Source organism: Pseudomonas sp. FP603 (genome assembly GCF_030687415.1).
Lineage (GTDB): Bacteria > Pseudomonadota > Gammaproteobacteria > Pseudomonadales > Pseudomonadaceae > Aquipseudomonas > Aquipseudomonas wuhanensis.
Genome location: NZ_CP117431.1, coordinates 1,895,991 through 1,919,532, shown reverse-complemented (window position 1 = coordinate 1,919,532; position 23,542 = coordinate 1,895,991). Strand labels below are relative to the sequence as shown.

At 60.4% G+C, this 23,542-nt stretch carries 22 protein-coding genes and 3 pseudogenes; 10 read left to right on the top strand and 15 right to left on the bottom strand.

Features of this window, described 5'->3' with window-relative positions:
* Positions 1-9: 9 nt before the first annotated feature.
* Together PSH65_RS08810 and PSH65_RS08805 are read right to left on the bottom strand one after the other, a co-directional pair.
* Positions 10-966 carry a putative 2-dehydropantoate 2-reductase gene (locus PSH65_RS08810; protein ID WP_305425852.1) on the bottom strand — a complete coding sequence of 319 codons (957 nt, stop codon included), beginning with the start codon at positions 964-966 and terminating at the stop codon, positions 10-12.
* Positions 963-1,349, bottom strand: a complete 387-nt coding sequence (locus PSH65_RS08805) for a co-chaperone YbbN (RefSeq protein WP_305425851.1) — start codon at positions 1,347-1,349, stop codon at positions 963-965. Before PSH65_RS08805 ends, PSH65_RS08810 begins: the two co-directional genes overlap by 4 nt.
* On the opposite strand from PSH65_RS08805, the gene PSH65_RS08800 reads away from it, so the two are divergent.
* Both PSH65_RS08800 and PSH65_RS08795 read left to right on the top strand, forming a co-directional pair.
* Positions 1,348-1,776 carry a PilZ domain-containing protein gene (locus tag PSH65_RS08800; RefSeq protein ID WP_305425849.1) on the top strand — a complete coding sequence of 143 codons (429 nt, stop codon included), beginning with the start codon at positions 1,348-1,350 and terminating at the stop codon, positions 1,774-1,776. The genes PSH65_RS08805 and PSH65_RS08800 overlap by 2 nt on opposite strands.
* A 166-nt stretch (positions 1,777-1,942) precedes the next feature.
* The gene (locus tag PSH65_RS08795; protein ID WP_305425848.1) at positions 1,943-3,019 is read left to right on the top strand and encodes a 3-deoxy-7-phosphoheptulonate synthase; all 1,077 of its coding nucleotides are present in this window, start codon (positions 1,943-1,945) and stop codon (positions 3,017-3,019) included.
* Positions 3,020-3,089: 70 nt separating this feature from the next.
* On the opposite strand, the gene PSH65_RS08790 is transcribed toward PSH65_RS08795, so the two are convergent.
* A complete protein-coding gene (locus PSH65_RS08790) occupies positions 3,090-3,371 on the bottom strand; it encodes a GNAT family N-acetyltransferase (protein ID WP_030132333.1) in 282 nt (93 codons plus the stop codon).
* A gap of 629 nt (positions 3,372-4,000) precedes the next feature.
* Here PSH65_RS08790 and oprI point away from each other — a divergent pair.
* Positions 4,001-4,252 (top strand): outer membrane lipoprotei OprI, encoded by a 252-nt coding sequence (gene oprI / locus PSH65_RS08785; RefSeq protein WP_003172710.1) that lies wholly within the window; start codon positions 4,001-4,003, stop codon positions 4,250-4,252.
* Between the two features lie 123 nt (positions 4,253-4,375).
* On the opposite strand, the gene PSH65_RS08780 is transcribed toward oprI, so the two are convergent.
* From PSH65_RS08780 to PSH65_RS08770, 3 genes are all read right to left on the bottom strand, one after another.
* A complete protein-coding gene (locus PSH65_RS08780; RefSeq protein ID WP_305425847.1) occupies positions 4,376-5,347 on the bottom strand; it encodes a L,D-transpeptidase family protein in 972 nt (323 codons plus the stop codon).
* 179 nt (positions 5,348-5,526) lie between these two features.
* Positions 5,527-5,820, bottom strand: coding sequence for a hypothetical protein (locus PSH65_RS08775; RefSeq protein ID WP_007899882.1), 294 nt, complete (start codon positions 5,818-5,820; stop codon positions 5,527-5,529).
* Positions 5,821-5,876: 56 nt separating this feature from the next.
* Positions 5,877-6,482, bottom strand: coding sequence for an arylesterase (locus PSH65_RS08770; protein ID WP_305425846.1), 606 nt, complete (start codon positions 6,480-6,482; stop codon positions 5,877-5,879).
* A 10-nt stretch (positions 6,483-6,492) separates the two neighbouring features.
* Here PSH65_RS08770 and PSH65_RS08765 point away from each other — a divergent pair, with 10 nt between their 5' ends.
* The 3 genes and pseudogenes from PSH65_RS08765 (at position 6,493) to greB (ending at position 10,225) form a co-directional block, all read left to right on the top strand.
* Positions 6,493-7,176, top strand: coding sequence for an ABC transporter ATP-binding protein (locus PSH65_RS08765; protein WP_305425845.1), 684 nt, complete (start codon positions 6,493-6,495; stop codon positions 7,174-7,176).
* Positions 7,176-9,682, top strand: a pseudogene (locus PSH65_RS08760) (ABC transporter permease). The gene PSH65_RS08765 and the pseudogene PSH65_RS08760 overlap by 1 nt, the downstream one beginning before the upstream one ends.
* Positions 9,683-9,727: 45 nt before the next feature.
* Positions 9,728-10,225, top strand: coding sequence for a transcription elongation factor GreB (gene greB, locus PSH65_RS08755; RefSeq protein WP_129436988.1), 498 nt, complete (start codon positions 9,728-9,730; stop codon positions 10,223-10,225).
* Between the two features lie 18 nt (positions 10,226-10,243).
* Here greB and PSH65_RS08750 read toward each other — a convergent pair whose 3' ends face one another.
* The 3 genes from PSH65_RS08750 to PSH65_RS08740 all read right to left on the bottom strand — a co-directional run bounded on the left by PSH65_RS08750 (position 10,244) and on the right by PSH65_RS08740 (position 12,771).
* Complete coding sequence (locus PSH65_RS08750) at positions 10,244-10,552, bottom strand: class I SAM-dependent methyltransferase (RefSeq protein WP_305425844.1); 309 nt, start codon at positions 10,550-10,552, stop codon at positions 10,244-10,246.
* A 259-nt stretch (positions 10,553-10,811) separates the two neighbouring features.
* A complete protein-coding gene (locus PSH65_RS08745) occupies positions 10,812-11,246 on the bottom strand; it encodes a DoxX family protein (RefSeq protein WP_305425843.1) in 435 nt (144 codons plus the stop codon).
* Between the two features lie 103 nt (positions 11,247-11,349).
* Positions 11,350-12,771: a transglycosylase SLT domain-containing protein gene (locus tag PSH65_RS08740; RefSeq protein WP_305425842.1), complete on the bottom strand. Its 1,422-nt coding sequence runs from the start codon at positions 12,769-12,771 to the stop codon at positions 11,350-11,352.
* Between the two features lie 237 nt (positions 12,772-13,008).
* On the opposite strand from PSH65_RS08740, the gene PSH65_RS08735 reads away from it, so the two are divergent.
* The 3 genes and pseudogenes from PSH65_RS08735 to PSH65_RS08725 form a co-directional block, all read left to right on the top strand.
* Entirely contained in the window at positions 13,009-13,818 is an 810-nt protein-coding gene (locus tag PSH65_RS08735; RefSeq protein ID WP_305425841.1) for a TatD family hydrolase, read from the top strand.
* 115 nt (positions 13,819-13,933) lie between these two features.
* A complete protein-coding gene (locus tag PSH65_RS08730; RefSeq protein ID WP_305425839.1) occupies positions 13,934-15,415 on the top strand; it encodes a methyl-accepting chemotaxis protein in 1,482 nt (493 codons plus the stop codon).
* Positions 15,416-15,631: 216 nt separating this feature from the next.
* Positions 15,632-15,862 (top strand): annotated as a pseudogene (locus tag PSH65_RS08725) (Mpo1-like protein); the annotation flags it as partial.
* A gap of 13 nt (positions 15,863-15,875) precedes the next feature.
* Here the strand turns inward: PSH65_RS08725 and PSH65_RS08720 are convergent.
* The 3 genes from PSH65_RS08720 to PSH65_RS08710 all read right to left on the bottom strand — a co-directional run bounded on the left by PSH65_RS08720 (position 15,876) and on the right by PSH65_RS08710 (position 17,904).
* Positions 15,876-16,673 carry an acyl-CoA thioesterase II gene (locus tag PSH65_RS08720; RefSeq protein WP_305425838.1) on the bottom strand — a complete coding sequence of 266 codons (798 nt, stop codon included), beginning with the start codon at positions 16,671-16,673 and terminating at the stop codon, positions 15,876-15,878.
* Positions 16,674-16,811: 138 nt separating this feature from the next.
* Complete coding sequence (locus PSH65_RS08715) at positions 16,812-17,579, bottom strand: CHAD domain-containing protein (RefSeq protein WP_305425837.1); 768 nt, start codon at positions 17,577-17,579, stop codon at positions 16,812-16,814.
* A 46-nt stretch (positions 17,580-17,625) separates the two neighbouring features.
* Positions 17,626-17,904, bottom strand: coding sequence for a hypothetical protein (locus PSH65_RS08710; RefSeq protein WP_095055823.1), 279 nt, complete (start codon positions 17,902-17,904; stop codon positions 17,626-17,628).
* Positions 17,905-18,123: 219 nt separating this feature from the next.
* Between PSH65_RS08710 and PSH65_RS08705 the strand changes: the two are divergent.
* Positions 18,124-19,165 (top strand): annotated as a pseudogene (locus PSH65_RS08705) (patatin-like phospholipase family protein).
* Positions 19,166-19,306: 141 nt separating this feature from the next.
* On the opposite strand, the gene PSH65_RS08700 reads toward PSH65_RS08705, so the two are convergent.
* The 3 genes from PSH65_RS08700 to kdpC all read right to left on the bottom strand — a co-directional run bounded on the left by PSH65_RS08700 (position 19,307) and on the right by kdpC (position 23,409).
* A complete protein-coding gene (locus PSH65_RS08700; RefSeq protein ID WP_305425836.1) occupies positions 19,307-20,005 on the bottom strand; it encodes a response regulator in 699 nt (232 codons plus the stop codon).
* Between the two features lie 48 nt (positions 20,006-20,053).
* A complete protein-coding gene (locus PSH65_RS08695) occupies positions 20,054-22,705 on the bottom strand; it encodes a sensor histidine kinase KdpD (protein ID WP_305425835.1) in 2,652 nt (883 codons plus the stop codon).
* A 158-nt stretch (positions 22,706-22,863) separates the two neighbouring features.
* Positions 22,864-23,409, bottom strand: coding sequence for a potassium-transporting ATPase subunit KdpC (kdpC, locus tag PSH65_RS08690; protein ID WP_305425834.1), 546 nt, complete (start codon positions 23,407-23,409; stop codon positions 22,864-22,866).
* Positions 23,410-23,542 lie beyond the last annotated feature (133 nt).

Here is a 23,542-nt window from a genome sequence, read left to right as displayed (position 1 = left end):
TTGACCGACTCAGTGATTACGTCGATCGATAAAACTCAAGCTGCGATACAAGGCCTCGATTCGCGGCAACTCACATCCCGCTGCCTTCGCCGCTGCCAGTGGTCGAGTGTAGATCGCGTCCAGTTCCAGCGGCCGCTTGTGCAGGAAGTCGTGATACATGCTCGGCCAATAGTCGGGCATTTTCTCGGTCATCATGAACAGATAGTCGGCGTAACCCGGCGGCATATCGTGACCACAGGCCTTCGCCCCCTGAACCACTTCGGCCATCAAGGCCTGAATCAGCGCGCGGCTGTCGGCGTCCGTCATCAACGGCGTGGTGCTGGCCCCAAGCAGAACCGACAGACCGTTGTAGGGAATATTCCAGACCAGTTTCTGCCAGCGCGCCTGATGCAGGTTCGGCATGGCCTGGGCGTCGATGCCGGCTGTGCGAAACAGCCCGGCACCCTCTTCGACGATATTCATGCGCGCCTGTTCGTCGGCGGCGGGGCCACTGTGGTAGCCGACGTTCACGGCACCGAGCGCCTGATGAGTGATGACGCCAGGGCCGACGCGATGAACGCAGATCAGACAGAGCCCGCCGAGCAGGTGCAGCGAATCGGGGAGCAACGCGCGCAGACTGTCTTCGACGTCCAGGCCATTTTGCAGCAACAGCACTTTGGCATCAGGTGCCGCGGCTTGAATAATGGCTGGTGCCAGGTCCGCGTTACTGGTGGTCTTGGCGCCCACCAGCAGCCAGTCACACGGCGGCATGTCGGCAGCTGACGAATAGGCCTGGACCGGGTTCAGGACCAGCGAGCCCAACGACGCATGATCAAGATGCAAGCCGCGTTCGGCCACCGCTGAAAACTCACTGCGCAACAGGAAATGCACATCGAAGCCGGCACGCGCGAGCATCAGCCCGTAGAAACCACCGATCGCGCCGGTCCCGATAATGCCGATCGTCGGCCTGGCCATTGTGTCTGTCATGGCAACTCCTCTGCTTGTCGACTCAACGCCTGACCCACGGCCTCGTTGAGCGCCGTGCGGGTCAGACGCGACTGTAGCGCCCCAAAGAACTCGCCGTCGCGCACCACAAACAGCGCCGGCAAATGAAAGACCCCATAACGCTCGACCACCCCGCCGTTGTTTCCAGCATCGATCCAGCACAGTCGATCGACCGCCAGATCGAACCTGGGCAATTGCTCACGGGCAAAACGGCAACTGGCGCAACCGACGCTGGTAAAAATCACCAGGGAAATGCCGCTCATCGCCAACAACCGTTGGTCGGCGTCTAAATCGGTCAGTTCCGATTCGACCACTATACTGGGAGAAACAATGTCAGATGACCGACACAGGGAGTCCGTGTTCATGAGACGTTATCTTCCTCATCCTGACGATGTGCCCGTTGAATTAACGTTGTTCAAACACGAGTGTATTTCGCGGCAACAGCTGCACACTATCAGCCTCGGCGGCATGGCTTGCAATTACCACCGCGCGTGGCGCCACGGTACGGCGCTGGAAATACGCATGCCGACCCTGAACCCGGACTTGTGTTTTCTGGGTTATGTGGCGTGGTGTTTGCGACGAAAACGCGGCTATCTGGTGGGCATCGCCTTTGTTGACGAACAGATGCTGTTCAGTGCCAGGATGGGCGAACAGGTGTGCCAGATCGAACATTACCGCCGCCAGCATGACGCGCACGACGACCTGCAGGATATTCAGGCCCTGGCGCTCGAATGGGTCCAGCAACACGCCGACGAGTTCTCCCACGATACCGTTCGCAAGGCATTTGCATAGCCGCCTGCGGGTTCAGGGGGCAAGAATGCCCCCTAAACCCGTGTCTGCCCATTGTCGAGCCACGGTGTAACGCGCTAAGGTTCGACTCCCCCGACGCGCTTAAATTTGCTGTGCTCCGCCGCGCGGGTTCGCTGGCGGCCGGCACCCGTGACCTGACGAGTAAACGATGGCTGATTTACCGATCAACGACCTTAACGTCGCCTCCAACGAAACCCTGATCACTCCCGATCAGCTCAAGCGTGATATCCCTCTGAGCGACGCTGCCCTGCGCACCGTCACCAAGGGTCGCGAAGTCATTCGCAACATTCTTGATGGCACCGACCACCGCCTGTTCGTCGTGATCGGGCCGTGCTCGATCCATGACATCAAGGCTGCCCACGAATACGCCGAGCGCCTGAAGGTGCTCGCGGCCGAAGTGTCCGATACCCTGTATCTGGTCATGCGCGTGTATTTCGAGAAGCCACGCACCACCGTCGGCTGGAAAGGTTTGATCAACGACCCGTACCTGGACGACTCGTTCAAGATCCAGGATGGCTTGCACATCGGTCGTCAGTTGCTGCTGGACCTGGCCGAAATGGGCCTGCCGACCGCGACCGAAGCCCTCGACCCGATCTCCCCGCAATACTTGCAGGACCTGATCAGCTGGTCGGCGATCGGCGCACGCACCACCGAATCCCAGACTCACCGTGAAATGGCTTCCGGCCTGTCCTCGGCTGTCGGCTTCAAGAACGGCACCGATGGCGGCCTGACGGTAGCCATCAACGCCTTGCAATCGGTTTCCAGCCCACACCGTTTCCTGGGTATCAACCAGGAAGGTGGCGTGTCGATCGTCACCACCAAGGGCAACGCCTACGGTCATGTGGTGTTGCGCGGCGGTAACGGCAAACCGAACTACGATTCGGTCAGCGTCGCGCTCTGCGAGCAAGCGCTGAACAAGGCGAAGATCAAGCCGAACATCATGGTCGATTGCAGCCACGCCAACTCCAACAAGGACCCGGCCCTGCAACCGCTGGTGATGGAGAACGTCGCCAATCAGATCCTCGAAGGCAACCAGTCGATCATCGGCCTGATGGTCGAAAGTCATCTGAACTGGGGTTGCCAGGCGATCCCGAAAGACCTCGCCGACCTGCAATACGGCGTGTCGATCACCGATGCCTGCATCGACTGGACCGCCACCGAAAACACCTTGCGCAGCATGCACGCCAAGCTCAAGGATGTGTTGCCGAAACGCGAGCGCAGCTGATCGCCGTTTCATTTCACGCATAAAAAAACGCCAGGTTTAAACCTGGCGTTTTTTTATGCGTTCGCTTTGTTCACAGCTTGGCAGCATGCCGCTGGTGACGCTCCATGTAGCGCTCCACATAGGAACACGATGGAATGACCGTGTAGCCCATTTCCTCAGCGTATTGCAGTGCCTGCTCGGTCAACGCCGCCGCGATGCCGCGACCACGCAGCGCGTTGGGCACAAAGGTACGATAAATATCCAGGGTCTGTTTCCCCAGATCCATATAGGTCAGGTAGGCACGATAACCGTCCACAGTGGTCTCGAACTGATGACCAGCCTGGTCATGGTGGATGGACAACGCCTCGCTCATCACTACTCCTCGCGGGTCTTTAATTCTGACCCCTACCTTACCGATGTTTTTCCGGCGAAGGAACATCTACGCCACCCCGTGCCTGAATGGACACCGAGAGAGCAACACCAATCTCGCGCAACCGAGCACGTATCAAATAGTAGGCACCATTGGCAGAAATGCTCAAGGGACGCTCGTCATGCTGGCTGGCGGGTATGGCCTGGGGTAACGCAGGGTCGGCTCGACCGGGATATTCCCGAGTCAGGCCTGAACATTGCCGGGTATTGAGACTTGAGACGAGCGCCCTTTGTTTAAGTCACCTCAACATGGATAAAGATATGAGAGCCGCTGCGCAAAACCCGAACAAAAGTGTGGACGATTCCATCTAGACAGACTTTAGTCGAGACTGAAAAACAGCTGCTGAGGTGGGGAACTTTTTTTGGCGGCTCGCTCAGTTCGGGCTTCGCAGCTGGATATTTTTTATACAATGCAGTTAAAAGTTGCTCGAAAAAGAATCAACGCCTACAATTTTTTTTGCTTCTTGCTCTACGTCAGTTTACTTACTACAAGTAATGGGTAGTATGTACGCCGGCTATTTCCTCACTCTGAGGAGACAGCTACTTAATAGAAAGTCCTTGAAGGGGAACACGATGAACAACGTTCTGAAATTCTCTGCTCTGGCTCTGGCCGCAGTTCTGGCTACCGGTTGCAGCAGCGTATCGAAAGAAACCGAAGCACGTCTGACTGCTACTGAAGACGCAGCAGCTCGCTCCCAGGCTCGTGCAGACGAAGCTTACCGTAAAGCTGATGAAGCTCTGGCTGCTGCTCAAAAAGCACAACAGACTGCTGACGAAGCTAACGAGCGTGCTCTGCGCATGCTGGAAAAAGCTAGCCGCAAGTAATAGTCCTTCGGGATTGTTATCAAGCCGACCCATTTTTTGGGTCGGCTTTTTTATTGCCCGCCGTTTCTGCAGGCCATAAAAAACCCGCCGACGCGGCCTGCGTCGGCGGGTTGCTTTAACGCGTTACTGCTGCAGGTCGATCGGTGCACTCGATACCATCGGCGCCGAAGCATTCGGCACGGCGATTTCCACCGGCAGGCCATCTTCAGCGGCAACCACGTCACGCACTACATCCCAGTTCATGCGCAAGTTGTTGGTGATGTCCTCACGCTTGAGCATCGCATTGATCACTGCGGTGTGCTTGTCGACCACCGAAGGGTTGCCCTTGTCGTCCAGCGGCGTGTGCGCTTCCAGATAAACCTTGCCGCCACTGAGGCCGAACTTGTACGGGTCATTGATGATCCGCACCGACGTCCCGACCGGCACCATGCTGGCCATTTCCAGCACGTTGTTGTTGAACATGCGGAAGCAACCATGGCTGGTGCGCATGCCGATACCGAATTTCTTGTTGGAACCGTGAATCAGGTAGCCCGGAGTGCCCAGCGTGAACTTGAACGGCCCCAGAGGGTTGTCCGGGCCGGCCGGCACCACATTCGGCAGCGGATCGCCATCAGCGGCGTGCTCGGCCTTGATCGACGCTGGAGGCGTCCAGGTCGGGTTCGGCGTCTTGGCGATGATGCTGGTGTGGGCAATCGGCGAGCCCCAGCCTTCACGGCCGATACCCAGCGGGAATGTGTACACCACGTCCCGGCCTTTCGGGAAATAGTAGAGACGGTATTCGGCCAGGTTGATGACGATGCCTTCACGGGGGCCCGGCGGCAGGATGAAGCGCGTTGGCAGCACCACTTCGGTACCCGCGCCCGGCAACCATGGATCAACGCCCGGGTTGGCCGCGACCATTTCCGAGTAGCCCAAATCGTAGGTGGTGCCAAGGTCGGCGAAGGTATCTTCGTACTTGGCCTTGATCACTTGCACCTGGCCGATGATGTCTTCACCAGGAGGTGGCAGGGGTAGCTCCAATGCTGCTACCGGGCCCGCGACACAGAGGGCGGCAAGAGACAGGCAGCGGGTGACGGCGGGAAAGCGCGGCAACATCCGGAAAATCCTTCGCATGATCGACAAGGGTATAAAAATGGAATTGTACACCGCCTTCCGTAATTTCGGGGAGACGTAAAGACCTGCGGTTGGGGGGATCGGCGGTGAGGGGTTTGTCTGTGGGGGGCTTGTCTGTGGCAAGCCCCCCACAGCAGGCAAGCCCCCCTCGCCACAGGGATCTAAAGCTCGAACCGCAACTCAGGCCAGATCGGCGAGGTGCCGCGTTTTTGCGATTCCAGGATGGCCCGGCACAGCGAGCACAGGCGCTGGTCCTGGAACACTGTACGGTCGACGCTCGACCAGCGCGGTTGCGCCGGCAACAGACTGCCGCACAAGGTTCGGTCCGCCGAGCCGCCCAGTTCCAGCTGACGAGTCACCAGATGCACCCGCACTTCCTGGCAGGCGAACAGATCCAGCTGTTCGTCAGGCTCGATCAGTTGGTAGGCAAAAAGGGACCAGGCAGGACGCGGCATCGGGGGCTCCAAATCGGGGGCGCCACCTTAGCCGAAACACCGCCGCTAGAAAAGCGTCAAAGCAGCGGTTTCAGTGTCGGCCAGACATTTTCCAGCAACTTGCCCTGAGCCCCGGCCGCCGGGTGCAGGCCGTCGGATTGCATCAGGTCCGGATGACCGCCCACGCCATCGAGAAAAAACGGCACCAGCGGGATTTTTTTCTCGTCGGCCACCTTGATAAAAACCTCGGCAAAGGCCTGGGTGTAACGCACCCCATAATTGGGTGGCAATTGCATGCCCAGCAACAGCACCTTGGCGCCACTGACGCGAGAGCTGTCGATCATCGACGCAAGATTTTGTTGCAATTGTGTTGGCGGCATTCCGCGCAAGCCGTCATTGCCTCCCAACTCGAGGATGACGAGCTCAGGTTTATGCTCTGCAAGCAGCGCCGGCAGGCGTGCCCGGCCTCCGGCACTGGTGTCGCCGCTGATGGATGCATTGACCACCTTATCGTCGAAACCTTCGTGCTTGAGCCGTTGCTCGAGCAATGACACCCACCCCAAGCGGGTATCCAGGCCGAAACCGGCGCTGATACTATCGCCAACGATCAGGACTGTACCCGCCGCTGCGTTCTGGGCCATGCACATCAAGGCCAGGCCAGCACTCAAAAACCACACACGCATCGGATTCTCCATGGGCGCAAGCATTCTCACCGCGAAGAACCTCAGCAAAGTGGTTCCCAGCGCGGAAGGTGAACTGACTATCCTGCACGAACTCAGCCTGGAACTGAACAAGGGCGATAGCCTGGCCATCATCGGCGCCTCCGGTTCCGGCAAATCCACCCTCCTCGGCCTGCTGGCCGGCCTCGACCTGCCGAGCAGCGGCGAAGTCACCCTCGCCGGGCAAGGCCTGAGCAATCTCGATGAAGATCAGCGCGCGCGGATCCGCGCCGAGCACGTGGGGTTTGTCTTTCAATCATTCCAGCTGCTCGACAGTCTCAATGCCCTGGAAAATGTCATGCTGCCGCTGGAACTCGATGGCCGCAAAGACGCCCGCGAGCGCGCCACCGAACTGCTGCAACGAGTCGGCCTGGGTCAACGCCTGACCCACTCGCCGCGCCAGCTCTCCGGTGGCGAACAGCAGCGCGTGGCGATTGCCCGTGCCTTTGCCGCCGAGCCCGATGTGTTGTTCGCCGATGAACCCACCGGCAACCTCGACAGCCACACCGGCGAGCGCATCAGCGATCTGCTGTTCGAACTCAACCAGGAAAGCGGCACGACCCTGGTGCTGGTAACCCACGACGAACGCCTGGCACATCGCTGCCGGCGCCTGATCCGCCTTGAAGCCGGCCTGCTGGTCGCCCCTCTGGAGCCTTGATGGCACGCTTGCCGCTGTTGCGCCTGTTCAGTCTCGCTTTTCGCCAATTGCTGCGTGATGCCCGCGCCGGCGAGTTGCGCGTGTTGTTCTTCGCCTTGCTGGTTGCCGTGGCGGCGAGTACCGCCATCGGTTACTTCGGTGCCCGCCTGAATGGCGCCATGATGCTGCGCGCCACCGAATTTCTCGGTGCCGACCTGGTGCTTGAAGGCAGTTCGCCGGCACGGCCCGAACAGATCAGAAGCGGCACGGAGTTGGGCCTTGAGCACGCTCAGGTGGTGGAGTTTTCCAGCGTCATCGCCACCGACAACGGCATTCAACTATCCAGTATCAAAGCCGCCGATGACGTCTACCCGTTGCGCGGCGAACTGAAAAGCGCCCCCGCGCCCTTCGCGCCGGAAGAACCCGGCGGCAGTCCGAAACCCGGCGAAGCCTGGGTGGAAGCGCGACTGCTGACCGCTCTGGACTTGAAGATCGGCGACAGCATCGATGTCGGCCTGAAAACCCTGACACTGGCACGGGTGTTGACCTACGAACCGGATCGCGCCGGCAATTTCTACAGCCTGACGCCACGGGTGCTGATCAACCTTGACGACCTTGAAGCGACCGGCGTCGTGCAACCCGGCAGCCGGGTCAGTTACCGCGAACTCTGGCGCGGTAAAGCCGAGGCGCTGGAAACCTATCGTCAATTGATCAAGCCAGGCTTGGCGGCTAACCAACGCATCCAGGATGCCCGGGACGGCAATCGACAGATCGGCGGCGCCCTGGGCAAGGCTGAACGTTATTTGAACATGGCCAGTCTGGTGGCAGTGTTGCTGTCCGGCGTGGCGGTGGCGTTGTCGGCGACACGCTTCGCCACTCGCCGATTCGACGCCAGCGCATTGCTGCGCTGTCTGGGTCTGTCCCGTCGGGAAACCATGGTGCTGTTCAGTCTGCAACTGACCGTACTCGGACTGCTCGCCAGCATCAGCGGCGCCCTGCTCGGCTGGCTGGCACAGCTTGGGCTGTTTGCGCTACTGCGTGATTTACTGCCGACCGATGTGCCACCGGGAGGCCTGTTCCCGGCCATCGCCGGGATTGGCACCGGGCTGGTCGCGCTGGCCGGTTTCGCCCTGCCGCCACTGGCCGCCTTGGGTCGCGTGCCACCGCTGCGCGTGTTGCGTCGCGACATGCTGCCGATTCCGTCCAGCACCTGGATAGTCTATGGCGCGGCATTGGGTGCCCTCGGCCTGATCATGTGGCGTTTGAGCCTGGACCTGTTGCTGACCTTCGCCCTGCTCGGCGGCGGTGTGATCGCGGCGCTGGTGCTGGGCGGTTTGTTGTTACTGCTACTGAAGAGCCTGCGCCGGATGCTGGCGCGCGCCGCATTGCCATGGCGCCTCGGGTTGGGCCAACTGCTGCGCCATCCATTGGCAGCGGCGGGTCAAGCCCTGGCCTTCGGTTTGATTCTGCTGTCCATGGCGCTGATCGCTTTGCTGCGGGGTGAGCTGCTCGACACCTGGCAAAACCAGTTGCCGAAAAACGCCCCTAACTATTTCGCCCTGAACATTCTGCCGGCGGACAAACAGGCCTTTACCGATCGACTGATGGAGTTGTCGGCACAATCGGCGCCGCTGTACCCGGTGGTACCGGGACGGCTGATCAGCATCAATGGCGAACCGGTGCAGGAGATCGTCAGCAAGGATTCGGCCGGCGATCGAGCCATTCAACGCGACTTGAGCCTGACCTGGGCGGCAGACCTGCCGGCGGGCAACAAACTCACCGCCGGCAACTGGTGGGACCAGCAACCAGCGGATGAAATACCCGGTGTTTCGGTGGAAGGTAAAGTCGCCGAAAGCCTCAAACTCAAGCTCGGCGATCACATGGTGTTCACCGTCGGCGGGGTCAATCGGGAGGCGAAAGTCACCAGTCTGCGGGAGATCAACTGGGACAACTTCCAGCCGAATTTTTTCATGATCTTCCAGCCCGGCACCTTGAAGGACTTGCCGGCGACCTACCTGACCAGCTTCTATCTGGCGGCTGGTCACGATCAGCAGATCGTCGACCTGTCCCGCAGCTTTCCGGCAGTGACCATTCTGCAGGTCGAAGCCTTGCTGGCGCAGCTGCGCAGCATTCTCGGCCAGGTCACCCTGGCAGTGGAATACGTGCTGTTGTTTGTGCTGGCGGCGGGGATGACGGTGTTGTTCTCCGGCTTGCAGGCAACGCTGGATGAACGCATTCGCCAAGGTGCATTGCTGCGAGCGCTAGGCGCCGAGCGACAGTTGCGCTGGTCAGGGCCCGGCGGATCGAGTTCGGTTTGCTCGGAGCGGTCAGCGGGTTGTTGGCGGCACTGGGTTCGGAACTGGTGAGCCTGGTGCTCTACCGTTATGCCTTCGACCTGCCCTGGCACCCGCATCCATGGCTGTTGGTGTTGCCACTGATCGGTGCAGTACTGATCGGCGGTGCCGGTGTGTTCGGCACACGCCGCGCCTTGAACGCCAGCCCCCTGACAGTCTTGCGCGAGGGTTGATAAACTCAAGCGCTCTGATCACGTATTCAACCACAAGAAGTCGCCATGAGCCGTTATCGCCCTCCCCGCACCGCTGGCACCGCGCTGATCACCCCCGAAGGTGAAGCGCGGATGCGGGCCGAGTTTCATGAACTCTGGCATGTGCGCCGACCACAAGTGACGCAATCGGTCAGCGAAGCGGCGGCCCAGGGCGATCGCTCGGAAAACGCCGAGTACACCTACGGCAAAAAAATGCTGCGCGAGATCGACAGTCGCGTGCGTTTTCTCACCAAACGCCTGGAAGCGCTCAAGGTCGTCAGCGAAAAACCCAGCGATCCGAACAAGGTTTATTTTGGCGCGTGGGTCACGATTGAAGATGAAGACGGCAAAGAGTCGCGCTATCGCATTGTCGGGCCAGATGAGCTGGATCTGAAACTAGGCCTGATCAGCATCGATTCACCGTTGGCGCGCGCCTTGATCGGCAAGGCACTGGACGCCGAAGTGCGGGTGCAGACGCCGACTGGCGAACAATGCGTGTATATCGTGGCGATCGACTATTTATAAGCCCCAGCGCTCTGAGCCTCAGCGGCGGGCAATCAGTCCTTGGCGCGCGACGCGGGTCAGCTGTTTGATCATTTCAGGTGCATCCTCTGCACTGGGCGATTGAATCACCGCCAGATCGAAACTGTCGTCGGCAAACCGTGCCAGTGACTCGCCGTCGTCGACAAACTGAATCAGGAAAGCAGCAGGCCCACCGGTACGACGTGGCCAGCCATCGAGGTAACGCAGAAGCGTCGGCTGATGTTTACCGCCAAGCAGGATTTTTGGATTGCGCTGGGTGAGGTGTGCCGTGATCGGCGCGGGGCGTATAACGGGGCTTAATGCATTCATTGTGTCGTGTCTCTGCCTCAAAAGTCTGCATGGCAGGTGAGAGGCAACACCGAACCAGCGCTTTAGCGGTATTTCGAAGCCTGTCTCAAGCTTCTATCGGCAACTGAATGAGTCACCTGGCGCCCCGCAAGTAGCTGTTTAAATCGGCGCATGGGCAGCATCCTAGAGAAGCTGACCGGACAGTGTCAAGAATCACCAGCAACAAAAAAGCCTGCACAGTGCGTCGCACAATGCAGGCCTTTTCGTTGAGCCAGGGCGGTCAGTCGGTGATGGCGCGGTCTACCGACAGCTTGCCTGCACCTTCGATCAGTACCGCGAGGCTGCCACCGAGCAAAGCCAGCGCGAATTCATAACCGTTGTTAGCCATGAACAGACCGTTGCTGATGTGCACCGAGAAAATCGCCACCAGCGAAAGGAAGGTCAACCCCAGCGCTGCCGGGCGTACCAGCAGACCGATGATCAGCGCCAGACCGCCGAAGAACTCGGTACCACCGGCCAGCATCGCCATCAGGTGACCCGGTGCCAGCCCGATGCTTTCCATGTACTGCGCGGTGCCGGCAATGCCGTAGCCACCGAATGCCCCGAAGAGTTTCTGTGCGCCATGGGCCGCGAAGATGATGCCGACGAAAATGCGCAGAATCGTCAGACCGTAGCCCGCGCGAGTGAACAATACCTTGTTGATCAGTGTGCTCATGCTGTGTCATCCATTGTGAGTGTGTGTTGGTTGGCCGCTATATTAATCAATAAAACTCATGTTAAAAGCGCAAAAAACGCACCATAACAATCATATTAGTCGATCATTTCCGCGAGACCACTTTTTGCCCCTGAGGCTCCAACGACTCCCGCTCCCGATCGAACGCCAAGTAATACTTGTTCACGCTATTAACATAGCTGACAGCCCCCATTCCCACCTGCTCCATGGCGATGCGCTCGACCTGGAAAAACCACTGATTAGGATTCAGGCCGCGTCGCCGAGCCTCGGCGCGCATGCCTTGAACCCGCTCCGGTCCCATGTTGTAGGCCGCCAGCACGAACGCCATGCGCTCGCGTTCATTGAGTTTGGGGCTGGCAAAAAACTTGCGGCGGATCATTGCCAGGTACTTGGCGCCGGCCTGCACATTGGCGTCGAGGTTTTGAATATTACTCACGCCAACCCGTTGGGCGGCGGACGGGGTGATTTGCATCAGGCCGGTGGGGCCGCTACCGCTTCTGGCGTTGGGTTGCAGCGCCGACTCCTTGAAGGCCAGCGCCGCCAGGTTCAGCCAGTCCATGCCTTGGGCTTCAGCGTGTTTCTGTAGCACCGGTCGAAGTTTTTCCAGGCGCTGCCGATCGGCCTTGGCCAAGGGATAGTGCACTTGATACAAGCGTCGATAAATCCGCAGGAACGCCACATCCTGGTCCGACGGCTTCTTGTAGGTAGTCAGGAAGCGATCGATGCTCGAACGCAGCATTGAGGCATCGCGGCGCACGAACCAGAATTCCTCGCCCGGCTCGCTGATAATGACCTGACGATCGAAGCGCAATTTGGGCAGGATCTTGCCCCAACGTTCGGCAATCGGTTGCTCGACAATCGTCAGATGAAAGATCCCGCCCTGGACCATTTCCAGCACGTCCTCGACCGCCAGGCTGGGATCGACCCACTCGATCTTCACTGGAGGCAATTTGTGCAGCGCGAGCTTCTGATTGATCTGACTGACCGCATCCCCGGCGGCGCTGCCGGTGGGTAGCGCAAGGGTTTTGCCCGAGAGTTGTTCGAGACGGGTGTAACGTCGTTCGCCTTTGATCCCCACCAGCAGCAACGGCACATTGCTGGCAATCGGTTGACTGGTGCTGACCGCAAGGCCCGATTGCGGATCGAGCAACTCCCCCGGCGCGACCAGATCACCCTCCCCGCGCTGTAACGCGCCGAGCAGTTGATCCTTGGCTTTGGGAATGATCTTGAGGGTGATTTCCTGGCCGTCACGAGCATGGCCATTGAGGTATTGTTCGAAAGCGCGCAGACGGTGGTACTCGACGCCGATGGCCTGACCCTGGACTTCACCGGAGCTGTTGCGGCTTTGGTTGACCAACACCCGCAGCACGCGACTGCTACGAATCTCCGCCAGGTCGCGGACCTTGGCCGCCGGCACGGCTTGCAACGGCCCGGCCAGACGCGCAACCGCCGGCATTGGCAGCAGCAACGAACAACACAGCAGTAACAAAAGCGAGGGACGAGTCATCCACTCTCCGGAAAGAATACTGGCCGACCTCATGGGTGATTTCATGACGTCGAACGACAGAAACAGAGCGCCTGAAGCGCCGGCAAAGTGCGTGAGAGTGGCACAGTGATGGCAAGCCTACCAACCCCGACCTGTCTCACGGCCTCAACAGACAGCTTTAACTCATTGTAGTTCTTGGCTTTTCTTATAAATCTACAGCTCTGATATGCTTTCCGGCCTTTGGTCCGAGGTAGCACCATGCAACTCATCGATATCGGCGTCAACCTGACCAACCCCAGTTTCGCCGACAAACACCAGGCTGTACTCGACCGTGCTTATGCTGCCGGGGTCTGCCAACTGGTGCTCACCGGGACCAGCATCGAGGGCAGCGAACAGGCTCTGGAACTGTGCCAGCAACTGGACGAAAGCGCTCAACGGCTATTCGCTACGGCCGGTATTCACCCGCACTCGGCCAGTGACTGGAACGCCGACAGTGCTCAGCGTCTGCGCAGTTTGCTCAAGGAGGCGAACGTAATGGCCGTGGGTGAATGTGGTCTCGATTTCAATCGTGATTTCTCGCCCCGCCCGCAACAGGAAAAAGTCCTGGAAGAACATCTGGCGATGGCGGTCGAGCTGCAATTGCCGGTGTTCCTGCATGAGCGCGATGCCAGCCAACGATTGCTGGAGATCCTGCGTGATTACCGCGACCAGTTGCCAGCCGCCGTGGTGCACTGTTTCACCGGTGAGAAAAAGGCACTGTTCAGCTACCTCGACCTGGATCTACACATCGGCATCACTGGCTGGATCTGCGATGAACGCCGAGGCACGCACTTACATCCGTTGGTCAAGGAGATTAAACGCGGGCGCTTGATGCTGGAGAGCGATGCGCCGTATCTGCTGCCCCGCAGTCTGCGACCCAAGCCGAAAAATGGTCGCAACGAGCCGGCGTATCTGATCGAAGTGTTGCGGGAGGTGGCGTTGCATCGTGGGGAAACGGTGGAAGATTTGGCTGCTCACAGCACGGCCTGTGCGCGAGCGTTCTTCGGTCTGCCCTCAATCGCCCAATAACCACAAATCCCTGTGGGAGCGGAGGATGTTGATCCACATCAAGAGTCGAAGTCCTGCATAGCGGCACAATAATGGCACCTTGCCAAAACTGTTTCCGCTATCAGAGAAGACCTCCATGGGTGCCTGGCTTAGCAACATCTCGCTGAAATACAAATTTTGGGCGGTCAACGCCGTCGCCTTCGTTACCACCCTGTTGCTGGTGCTGTACGCCGTGCAGCTCGAGCAGCAGGCCCGCAGCCACGCCGCCCAGGCGTCGGCCCAGGTCCAGACGCGATTGCTCAACGCCTGGCCTGCCGGACAGCCGCTGCCCAAGGCCGATAACCTGCTGACCTTCAATCGCGGGCAAGCGCCGTTACTGAACGGGCAACCGCTGCTGGAGCTGACCGATACCAACGGGTGGACCGAAATCAACTCTATGCCGCTGTTCGGTGAAAACCCGTTGATGGGCGCCGAGGTATTCACTCGCCCCGACGGTCAACAAGCCGCGGTGATTGCCTATGGCCCGAGCCTGAGCCAAGTATTCGGCGAACGTTTCACCCACTACGCGGTAGCGGTGTTCATCCTGATGCTGGCAATGCTCGGCGCGTCGCAACTGTTGATCCGCTTCCTGCTCAGCCAGCTCAACACCTTGAAAGACGTGATGCTCCACGTCGAGAAAACCGGTGACCTGTCGGCCCGCGTGCCACTGGCTTGCAAGGATGAAGTCGGGCAAATGGCCAACGCCTTCAATGCCATGCAGGCCGGTTACCAGCGGGTGGTCAACACCGTCGCCAACACCGCTCGGCAACTGGATGTCGGTGCCGCGCGGCTGGCGTCGAGTATGAACGAGGTGCGTCACGGCATGCTCGGTCAACAAAGCGAAACCGATCAGGCCGCCACGGCGATCAATGAAATGACTGCCACGGTCCATCACATCGCCCAACACGCCGGCGCCACCCGCGACCTCTCGCAAACTGCCGACACCCTGGCCGGCAGTGGTCAGGAAGTGGTCACTCGGGTGCAGAAATCGATTGGCGGGTTGTCCACTGGCGTGCAGCAAACGGCCGAGATGATTCAGCGTCTGGCCGAGGACAGCCAGAAGATCAACGGCGTGGTCAGCGTGATCCACAGCATTGCCGAACAGACCAACCTGCTGGCCCTTAACGCCGCCATCGAAGCGGCCCGGGCCGGTGAAATGGGCCGCGGGTTTGCGGTGGTCGCCGATGAGGTACGTAACCTGGCCAAGCGAGTCCAGGCGTCTACCGACGAGATCACCACCATGGTTTCAGCGCTGCAGGCCGGCACTCGGGATGCGGTGGATTTCATGCAGGAAAGCTCGTACAAGGCGGACGACTGCATGCAACAAGCTCAGGAAGCCAGTGTGGCTCTGGCCGAAATCACCACTGCGGTGGCGCAGATGCGTGAAAGCAATACGCAGATCGCGGTGGCGGCCGAGCAACAGAGCCACGTGGCGGAAGAGATGAATCGGGCGGTGGTGAGCATTCGCGACGTGACCGAAAACACCGTGCAGCAGACCGTGAATTCGGCGATTACCAGCAATGAGTTGGCGATGTTGGCGGGGGAATTGAGCAAGGCCATTGGGCAACTTAAACTGTGACGGCCCCATCGCGGGCAAGCCCGCTCCCACAGGATTAGCGTTATTTCAAAATTTGCGCATTACCTGTGGGAGCGGGCTTGCTCGCGAAGGCGTCAGCCCGGTCAACATCAATATTGCCCATGACCCCTATCACTTCGATAGCCAGCCTTGATTCGCCGACAGCTTTTGCCAGGCCTATTCTTTATTCAAGCGCCTCACGAATAAAGGATAAACATCATGGGCAAACGTCATCCCCACCTTCCCGCCTGGCAATGGCGAGCGTACCCGAATAATCACCAGCACCCGACCAATCTGGTGTTGCACCTGATTGCCGTGCCGTTGTTCATCGTGGCGTTTTTGCTGATGGTTTCGGGAGTGTTCAGCCTGGATCTGGCGAGCTTCGCGATCGGCGTCATCGGCCTGCTCGCCGCCCTGGGCTTGCAGCGTCACGGTCATCATCTGGAGGCGTAGCCTACGAGTATCAGGCGAAAATTGTCACGGTCTGCCGGCTCATGGCAATCAACTGACCGTCTTCGCTCCACAGTTTTGCGGCGGCGTGCCCGTAGCCGTCAGCGGCATACTCGATTTCCACCAGGTACTTGCACCAGTCCAGCGTGCTCAACGCCAGCAACGGCTGGACGAATTCGATGGTCCAGGTCAGCGTGCTGCCTGCCGCCGGTTTCTTCAGATGCGACAACAAGGACGGCGGCCAGGCGTCGACCAGCGCCAGAATATGCGCCTCGCTGACCGCCTCGTCCTTCACCTCCCCGCGCAAGCGCACCCAACCACCCATCTCGCGGGAGGTGTTGCCGGTGAACGGCAGGCCACCGATGCTCCAGCGCATTGCCAAATGACGCATGAATTCCGGGGTCACCCCTTTGATATAGGGCATTTCCTGGCAGTCGTCCCAGTGCTTCATCTCGGGCGCAGCGTTGGCCGTGACCGCCACTTCGGAAGGTCGCGAGGCGCCGAAGCTGCCCTGGACCAACGTCACCACTTGGCCCTTCTGCATCGCCCGGCCCAGCACCTGGCTGACGGCTTTGCCTTCGCGCAGCACATCGACTTCAAAGCTGACCGGCACATCGGGTTCGACCGGACCGACAAAGGTGATTGCCAGCGAACGCACCGGACGATCCTCCGGGACTTTTGCGCGCATGGCTTCGTATTGCAAGGCGGCTATCAACCCACCAAAACTCGCCCGCCCCTGACCCCATTCGGCCGGAATAGACAGCTCTTGCGGCTGGCTGCGAACAGCGTCGAGCAGATCGGAAAAGCGCATGGGAACCTCAGAGGGAAAAAATGGATGGAACGATCTTAACCAGCCCGCAAAGCCGACACAGCGCTTATTCCGGCCAAAATCACTGACAGATGAGCCGCGCCAACATTGAACACACAAACTAATGTGGGAGCGGGGTATTCAGGATTTGAAGCAGGCGGCGCTGAATTTGTCGAGGACGCGGTCAGCGCGTTCTTCAGCCTTGGCCAAGGTGGTTTTCCAGACCGCGACACACGGCTGCAAATCGGGCTCTTCTTTGGCGCGGTCCAGCCACTGCCAGCTGTCGTGCCAATCGCCCAGAGCGGACTGGGCCGATTTCAGGTTGGGCAAGGCCGCTTCCGGCAAACGATTCAGTTCGGGGTAGGCTTCGATGCCATAGCGCACGCGCTTGATCAGCAGGCGCAGGCGATGGCGGTCATGGGCGGGGTCATGCAGGGCCTGGTCGAGTTTCTTCCATTGTTTGCCCAGGCGTTTTTCGATGCGCTTGCGCAAGCCCTTGAGCAAACCCTGGCGCTGGGAAGCCCGCAGGAAACGTGGAAAGGCGTCGAGGATCATCAGCATCTGCGCCACCTCCGGGCTCGTCGCCACGAGGGGATAAGCTTCTTCCATCCGCACCATGCGCCGGTGCGCGGCCTCGGGTTGATCGTGCTCAAGCAAGTACGCCGCCAGCACTTCGCGATCGCGCAACGGCGTGGTCAGATCACCCACCCGGGACGCCGCCGCTTCCAGTTGCTCGACCCCGGGCAAACCGCGCAAGGGCCGCAGCAAGCTGCGCAAACGCCGCACGGTGGTGCGTAGATCATGCAGCGCTTCAGAGTCGGTACGCGCACTCAAGCGTGCCTGACAGGCGAGCAAGCGAACGTCCAGGCTCAAAACATGAGCCACCAACCGATCAACCAAGGCAGACATCGCTTGCTCCCTGAATCGAATTACCCCAAGTGTGCTACATCATGCTTCAACGGCCGGCGCGGGATTCACGGATGTAGAAGCGCGCCTTCTCGGCCTTCTTGGTACAACCCTCATAGGCTTCGAATTGCTGCTGGGTCTTGGCACCGGTCAGCAAGGACAGCGCCTTGGAGTAGCTGACGGTCCCGGCAAAGCCCTCGACCTTGGCCAGGTCCAGTTCACGCCAGGCGGCGTCGAGCTGGCTCCCGCAGCTGTCACGGTAGGCGGTTTTACCGGCACAACCGGCGAGTGCCAGGGCAATCAACGGCACACAGATCCAGGCTTTCATCACTCACACCTCAAAGATAATAAACAGTCGTGCAGCTAAGACGGCCTGGCGCGTGAAAAGTGCCTTGGACCCGCAGTGGAAACTATAGCGCTCGCGAGGATACCCATTCGCCTTTATTGAGTGTCAAAAAACGACGCTATCGCCCCGCCGAGCGACCATAGCGATTGAAGCTTGCCCCTCGATAGGTGCATTGTTGAACCTTGTCAGAGAGGTCGATTCATGAAAAAGCGTGTCGCACTGGTGTTGGGCTCGGGTGGCGCCCGGGGCTACGCCCATATCGGCGTCATTGAAGAGATCGAACGGCGCGGCTACGACATCGCCTGCATCGCCGGTTGCTCCATGGGCGCGGTGGTCGGCGGGATCTATGCCGCCGGTAAACTCAACGATTATCGCGACTGGATCGAGAGCCTGGATTACCTCGACGTCTTGCGTCTGGTGGACGTCAGCTTTCGCCTGGGCGCGATTCGCGGGGAAAAGGTCTTCGGGCAGATCCGCAAGATCGTCGGCGAAATCAACATCGAAGACCTGCGCATTCCCTACACCGCCGTGGCCACGGACCTGACCAACCAGCAGGAAATCTGGTTTCAGGAAGGCTGCCTGCACCAGGCCATGCGCGCCTCGGCGGCGATCCCCAGCCTGTTCACGCCGGTGATGCAGGGCAATCGAATGCTGGTGGACGGCGGTATCCTCAACCCGTTGCCGATCGTGCCGGTGGTGTCGAGCCATTGCGACCTGATCATCGCGGTCAACCTCAACTCCACCAACCAACGCCACTATCAACTGCCGGTGATCCAGCGCCCGGCCGCGTTCAAGACCCGCTTCGACAGTCTGATCAACTCGCTGGGCTCGAAATTGCCCTTCCGCCGCAAACAGGCGGAACAATTGCTGCTGCTGGAAAAGGAAGCGTTGATGGCAGAAGCGGCCGAGATTAATCCGTGGATCGAATCCGCCGAACCCGAAGGCCAGCAACCGGCGGCAGCCCCGGAAAGCAATGGCGCACCCAAATCCGCCACCGGGTCGTTCATCATCGACAATGTGGGGCCGGCGTCCTTGCTGGACCTGATCAACCAGAGTTTCGAGGTGATGCAGACGTCATTGGCGCAGTACAAGATTGCCGGGTATCCGCCGGATATCTTGATCAACGTGCCCAAGCGGGTGTGCCGGTTTTTCGAGTTTTACAAGGCACCGTGAGTTGATCGCGCTGGGGCGTGAGATTGCGCGGGATACGCTGGATCGGTATGAGAGTGAGCGGGAATCTTGAGGTTCTTGGGTGAATCAAAGGGCCTCATCGCGGGCAAGCCCGCTCCCACAGTGTTCCGGGTGTTCACAGATTATGTGACCGCCACAAAACTTTGTGGGAGCGGGCTTGCCCGCGATGGCGCAGGATCAGCCACCACAAAAACTAAAGACTACCCTCACTCAACAACCGATACCCCACCCCCGCCTCGGTAACGATGAACCGTGGCTGAGTCGGATCATCCGCCAGTTTCTGCCGCAAGTGCCCCACCACTATCCGCAGATAGTGGCTGTCTTCGGTGTGAGTCGGGCCCCAGATGTCCTTGAGCAATTGCTGCTGGGTGATGACCCGCCCCGGATGCCGCGCCAGTTGCGCCAGTACCGCATACTCCTTGCGCGTCAGCGCCACTTCGGCGCCGTCCAATAGCACCCGGCGATACGCCAGGTCCACGGTGAGCGGACCGAAACTGAGCGCCGCTTCCTGGGCCTCACCGGTCGGCGCCTGACGCAGCAACGCGCGCACTCGGGCGAGAAATTCCTGGATGCCGAACGGCTTGGTCACGTAGTCGTTGGCGCCGCCATCCAGGGCCTGGACTTTCTGCCCTTCGCTGGCGCGCACCGAGAGCACCAGTACCGGCACCGTCGACCACTCCCGAAAATCGCGCAGCACCTGCTGGCCGTCCATGTCCGGCAGGCCGAGGTCGAGCACCAGCAAGTCGGGTTTGTTTAATGCGGCCTGGGTCAGGCCTTCCGTGCCGGTGCCGGCCTCCAGCACTTTGTAGCCTTGGGAGGCGAGGCTGATGCGCAGGAATTTGCGGATCTGTGGTTCGTCGTCGATGACCAAAATGGTCGCGGTCTGGCTCATGAATTCATATCAACACAAAGAAGTGGCAAGAGAGTAGCGCAGGCGAGATCAGGCTTCACTGTCCAATCCCGGCTGAGTCTGCAACGGCAGGTGCAGCGTGATGCAGGTGCCGCGCCCTTCAATGCCGTCGGCGACGCTGATCCGCCCGCCATGGGCACCGACCATGCCCTGACAGATTGCCAGGCCCAACCCGGTGCCCTGCCCGCCGCGATCGCCGCGCGCGGCGGTGTAGAACATGTCGAAAATCTTCGCCCGATCCTCCTGCGGAATCCCCGGTCCCTCATCGCTCACCGAAAAAAACAGCTCGCTGTCATCGACCCCGGCGCGCAACTCAAGACGTCCGTGGGGCGGAGAAAAACGCGCGGCGTTTTCCAGCACGTTGACCAGTGCTTGTTCGATCAACGCGGCATGCACATAGAGCAGCGGCAGTTCGGCCGGCACTTCGGTAATGACTTGCAACGACGCCAGCACCGCACGCAGGCGATTGAGCGAACTGCCGACGATGTCTGCCGGCGACACCCAGTCCCGCGCCAGCTTCAAGGCGCCGTGACCGAGGCGAGTCATGTCCAGCAGGTTTTGAATGTAGCGATCCAGCCGTTCGGCTTCATCGCGGGTGCCTTCGAGCAGTTCGCGGCGGTCCTCCAAGGGAATCGCCTCGCCAAGCGCCAGCAGGCTGTCGATGCTGCCGCGCATGGAAGTCAGCGGCGTGCGTAAATCGTGTGACACCGAGGCCAGCAGCGCGCTGCGCAATTGCTCGGTTTCGCCATGCAAGCGCGCCGCCTCAAGGTCATCGGCCAGTTGCGCGCGAGCCAATGCCTGGGCCAGCGGTTGGCTCAGTGCGGTCAGCAAGCGCCGCCGCTGGCCGCTCAAGGTCTGACCTTCTTTGGCACACACGCCGAGCAATGCCAGCGGCCCATCGTCCACCGACAACGGCCACCACCACCAGCGCCCGAACGGCAAGGTGCCGGTGCCCGCGCCGGCCGGTTGATCATGTTGCCAGGCCCAATCGGCGGCGGCGCGCTCGGCTTCAGAGAACTCCAGCGGCCCACCGGTTTCGACTTTCCAGCCGCTTTGGCCATCGCGATTGAGCAGGCACAGTTTCAGATCGGTCCAGCCATTGAGGTGTTGCGCCGCAGCGCTGACCACAGCCTGACGGTCGGTGGCGGCGGTGAGTTTGCGCGACAGGTCGAGCAGTTCGCTGGTTTCTTCCTGGGTGTCGCGCAGGGCCTGCAATTGTCGCCGTTGCCGCGCCGCCAGGTTGCCGGTGAGGGCCGCCATCAGCAGGAAGAACAGCAAGGTCAGCACATCTTCTTCGCGCTGGATGCTGAAGGAGAAAGTCGGCGGAATGAACAGAAAATCATAGGTCAGAAACGACAGTGCCGCGCAGGCCAATGCCGGGCCAAGGCTGCTGCGCACCGCCACCAGCAATACCGCCGCGAGGAACACCAGCGAAATGTTCGGCAGCGGCAAGACGCTCGACACCGCCCAGGCCAAGGCACTGGCGAGCACCGTCGCCACCAGCGCCAACGCGTAGTCGAACCAGACCAGCGACTGCGCCGAGCGTTGGCGCGGTTGATGCTGTTCGTGATCGCTGTCGAGCACGTTGATTTCCAGCCCGCGAGCATCGCGCAGTAAACGAGACGCCAGACCGCCACCAAACAACCGTCGACGCAAACGCTGACGCGACTGGCCCACCAGCACCAGGCTGGCGCGTCGTTCAGCGGCGTGCTGGATCAAGGTTTTCGCTACCTCGCCCGCGCGCAGCAACACCACTTCGCCACCGAGGCGTTCGGCCAGTTGTTGAGCGCTTTGCAGGCGTAGACGCGATTGCTCGTCGCGCACACGACCGTTGTCCACATGCACCAGGCTCCACGGCAGATGCCGGCGCTGGGCGACGCGACTGGCGTGACGCACCAAGCGCTCGGCCTGAGCATCGCCATCGACGCCCACCAGCAAGCGACCGCGCACGGCCGGTGCTGCCTGCCCCAACTGGCGATACCCCTGGGCCAGATCGTTATCGACCTGAGCGGCGGCGGTTTGCATCGCCAGTTCGCGCAGGGCCGTGAGGTTGGTCTGAGTGAAGAACGCATCGATGGCCGCCCGCGCCTGCTCCGGCACGTAGACTTTGCCGTCGCGCAGACGCTCCAGCAGCTCGCGCGGCGGCAGGTCAATCAGCAGCAATTCGTAGGCTTCTTGCAGCACCCAGTCCGGCAGGGTTTCGCGCACTTGTACACCGGTGATACCGCGCACCTGATCGTTGAGACTTTCCAGATGCTGGACGTTGACCGTGGTGAACACGTCGATGCCGGCGGCCAGCAATTCCTGGATGTCTTGCCAGCGTTTGGCGTGACGACTGCCGGGGGCATTGCTGTGGGCCAGTTCGTCCACCAATACCAGTTTCGGTTTGGCGGCTAGCAGACCGTCGAGGTCCATTTCTTCGAGCATCACACCACGGTATTCCGAGCGCACCAACGGTTGTTGCGGCAAGCCAGCCAGTAGCGCTTCGGTTTCGGCGCGACCGTGGGTTTCGACCACCCCGGCCATGACTTTCACGCCTTGGCGCAGTTGAGTGTGGGCGGCTTGCAGCATGGCGTAGGTCTTGCCCACGCCCGGGGCTGCGCCAAGGAATACCTTGAGCCGGCCACGGCCATCGCGGGGCAGGTCTGCTAACAGCGCGTCGGCGCGGCCGGAGTCACTCATGCTTGAAGTTCTCTCTCATTTTGATGTTGATGCAGTGACTGTCAGGGCCTCTTCGCGGGCAAGCCCGCTCCCACAGGGATCGATGGTGGTCACAAATTTTGTATCCACCATCACCTCCTGTGGGAGCGGGCTTGCCCGCGATTGGCGGCGCCACCGATCTACAGTTTTTCCAGCGCCCTATTCAGCGCCAACACATTCACCACCGGTGGCCCCACCAAAGGCTGCTCGATGTGCGCGTCCAGCAGTTGCTCAAGCGTAGACACCGGCAGATTGCGCGCCGCCGCGACACGCGCCAGTTGATAGGCAATCGCGGCCGGTGGCAAGTGCGGATCGAGGCCGCTGCCGGAGGTGGTCAGCATGGCCAACGGAACCGGTCCCTGACCAGCTACCTGCAATTTATTGGCCTCGTCGATAACCCGAGTGGCCAGGGCCGGATTGCTTGGCGAGAAGTTACTGGCACTGCTCGACACGGTAGCAAAAGCACCGGCCGATGGCCGTGGGTGGAACCAGGCGTCGCCGACGAAATCCTGGGCGATCAGCGACGAGCCTCGGACCTTGCCGTCGGCGTCGCGCACCAGGCTGCCGTTGGCCTGGTCCGGGAAGGCAACCTGGGCGATGCCGGTGACGACCAAGGGGTAAGCGACGCCGGTGATCAGGGTCATCAGCATCAGCAGGCTCAGGGCCGGACGTATCAGTGTGGACATTTCACAATCCTCGATTCGGATAACAAATACAGCATTCAGTCAGGTGCAACGTGGCGCATTCATCGCGAGCAGGCTCGCTCCCACGGGGGAATCTGGTGCCTTTGTGGGAGCTAGCCTGCTCGCGAAGGCGGCG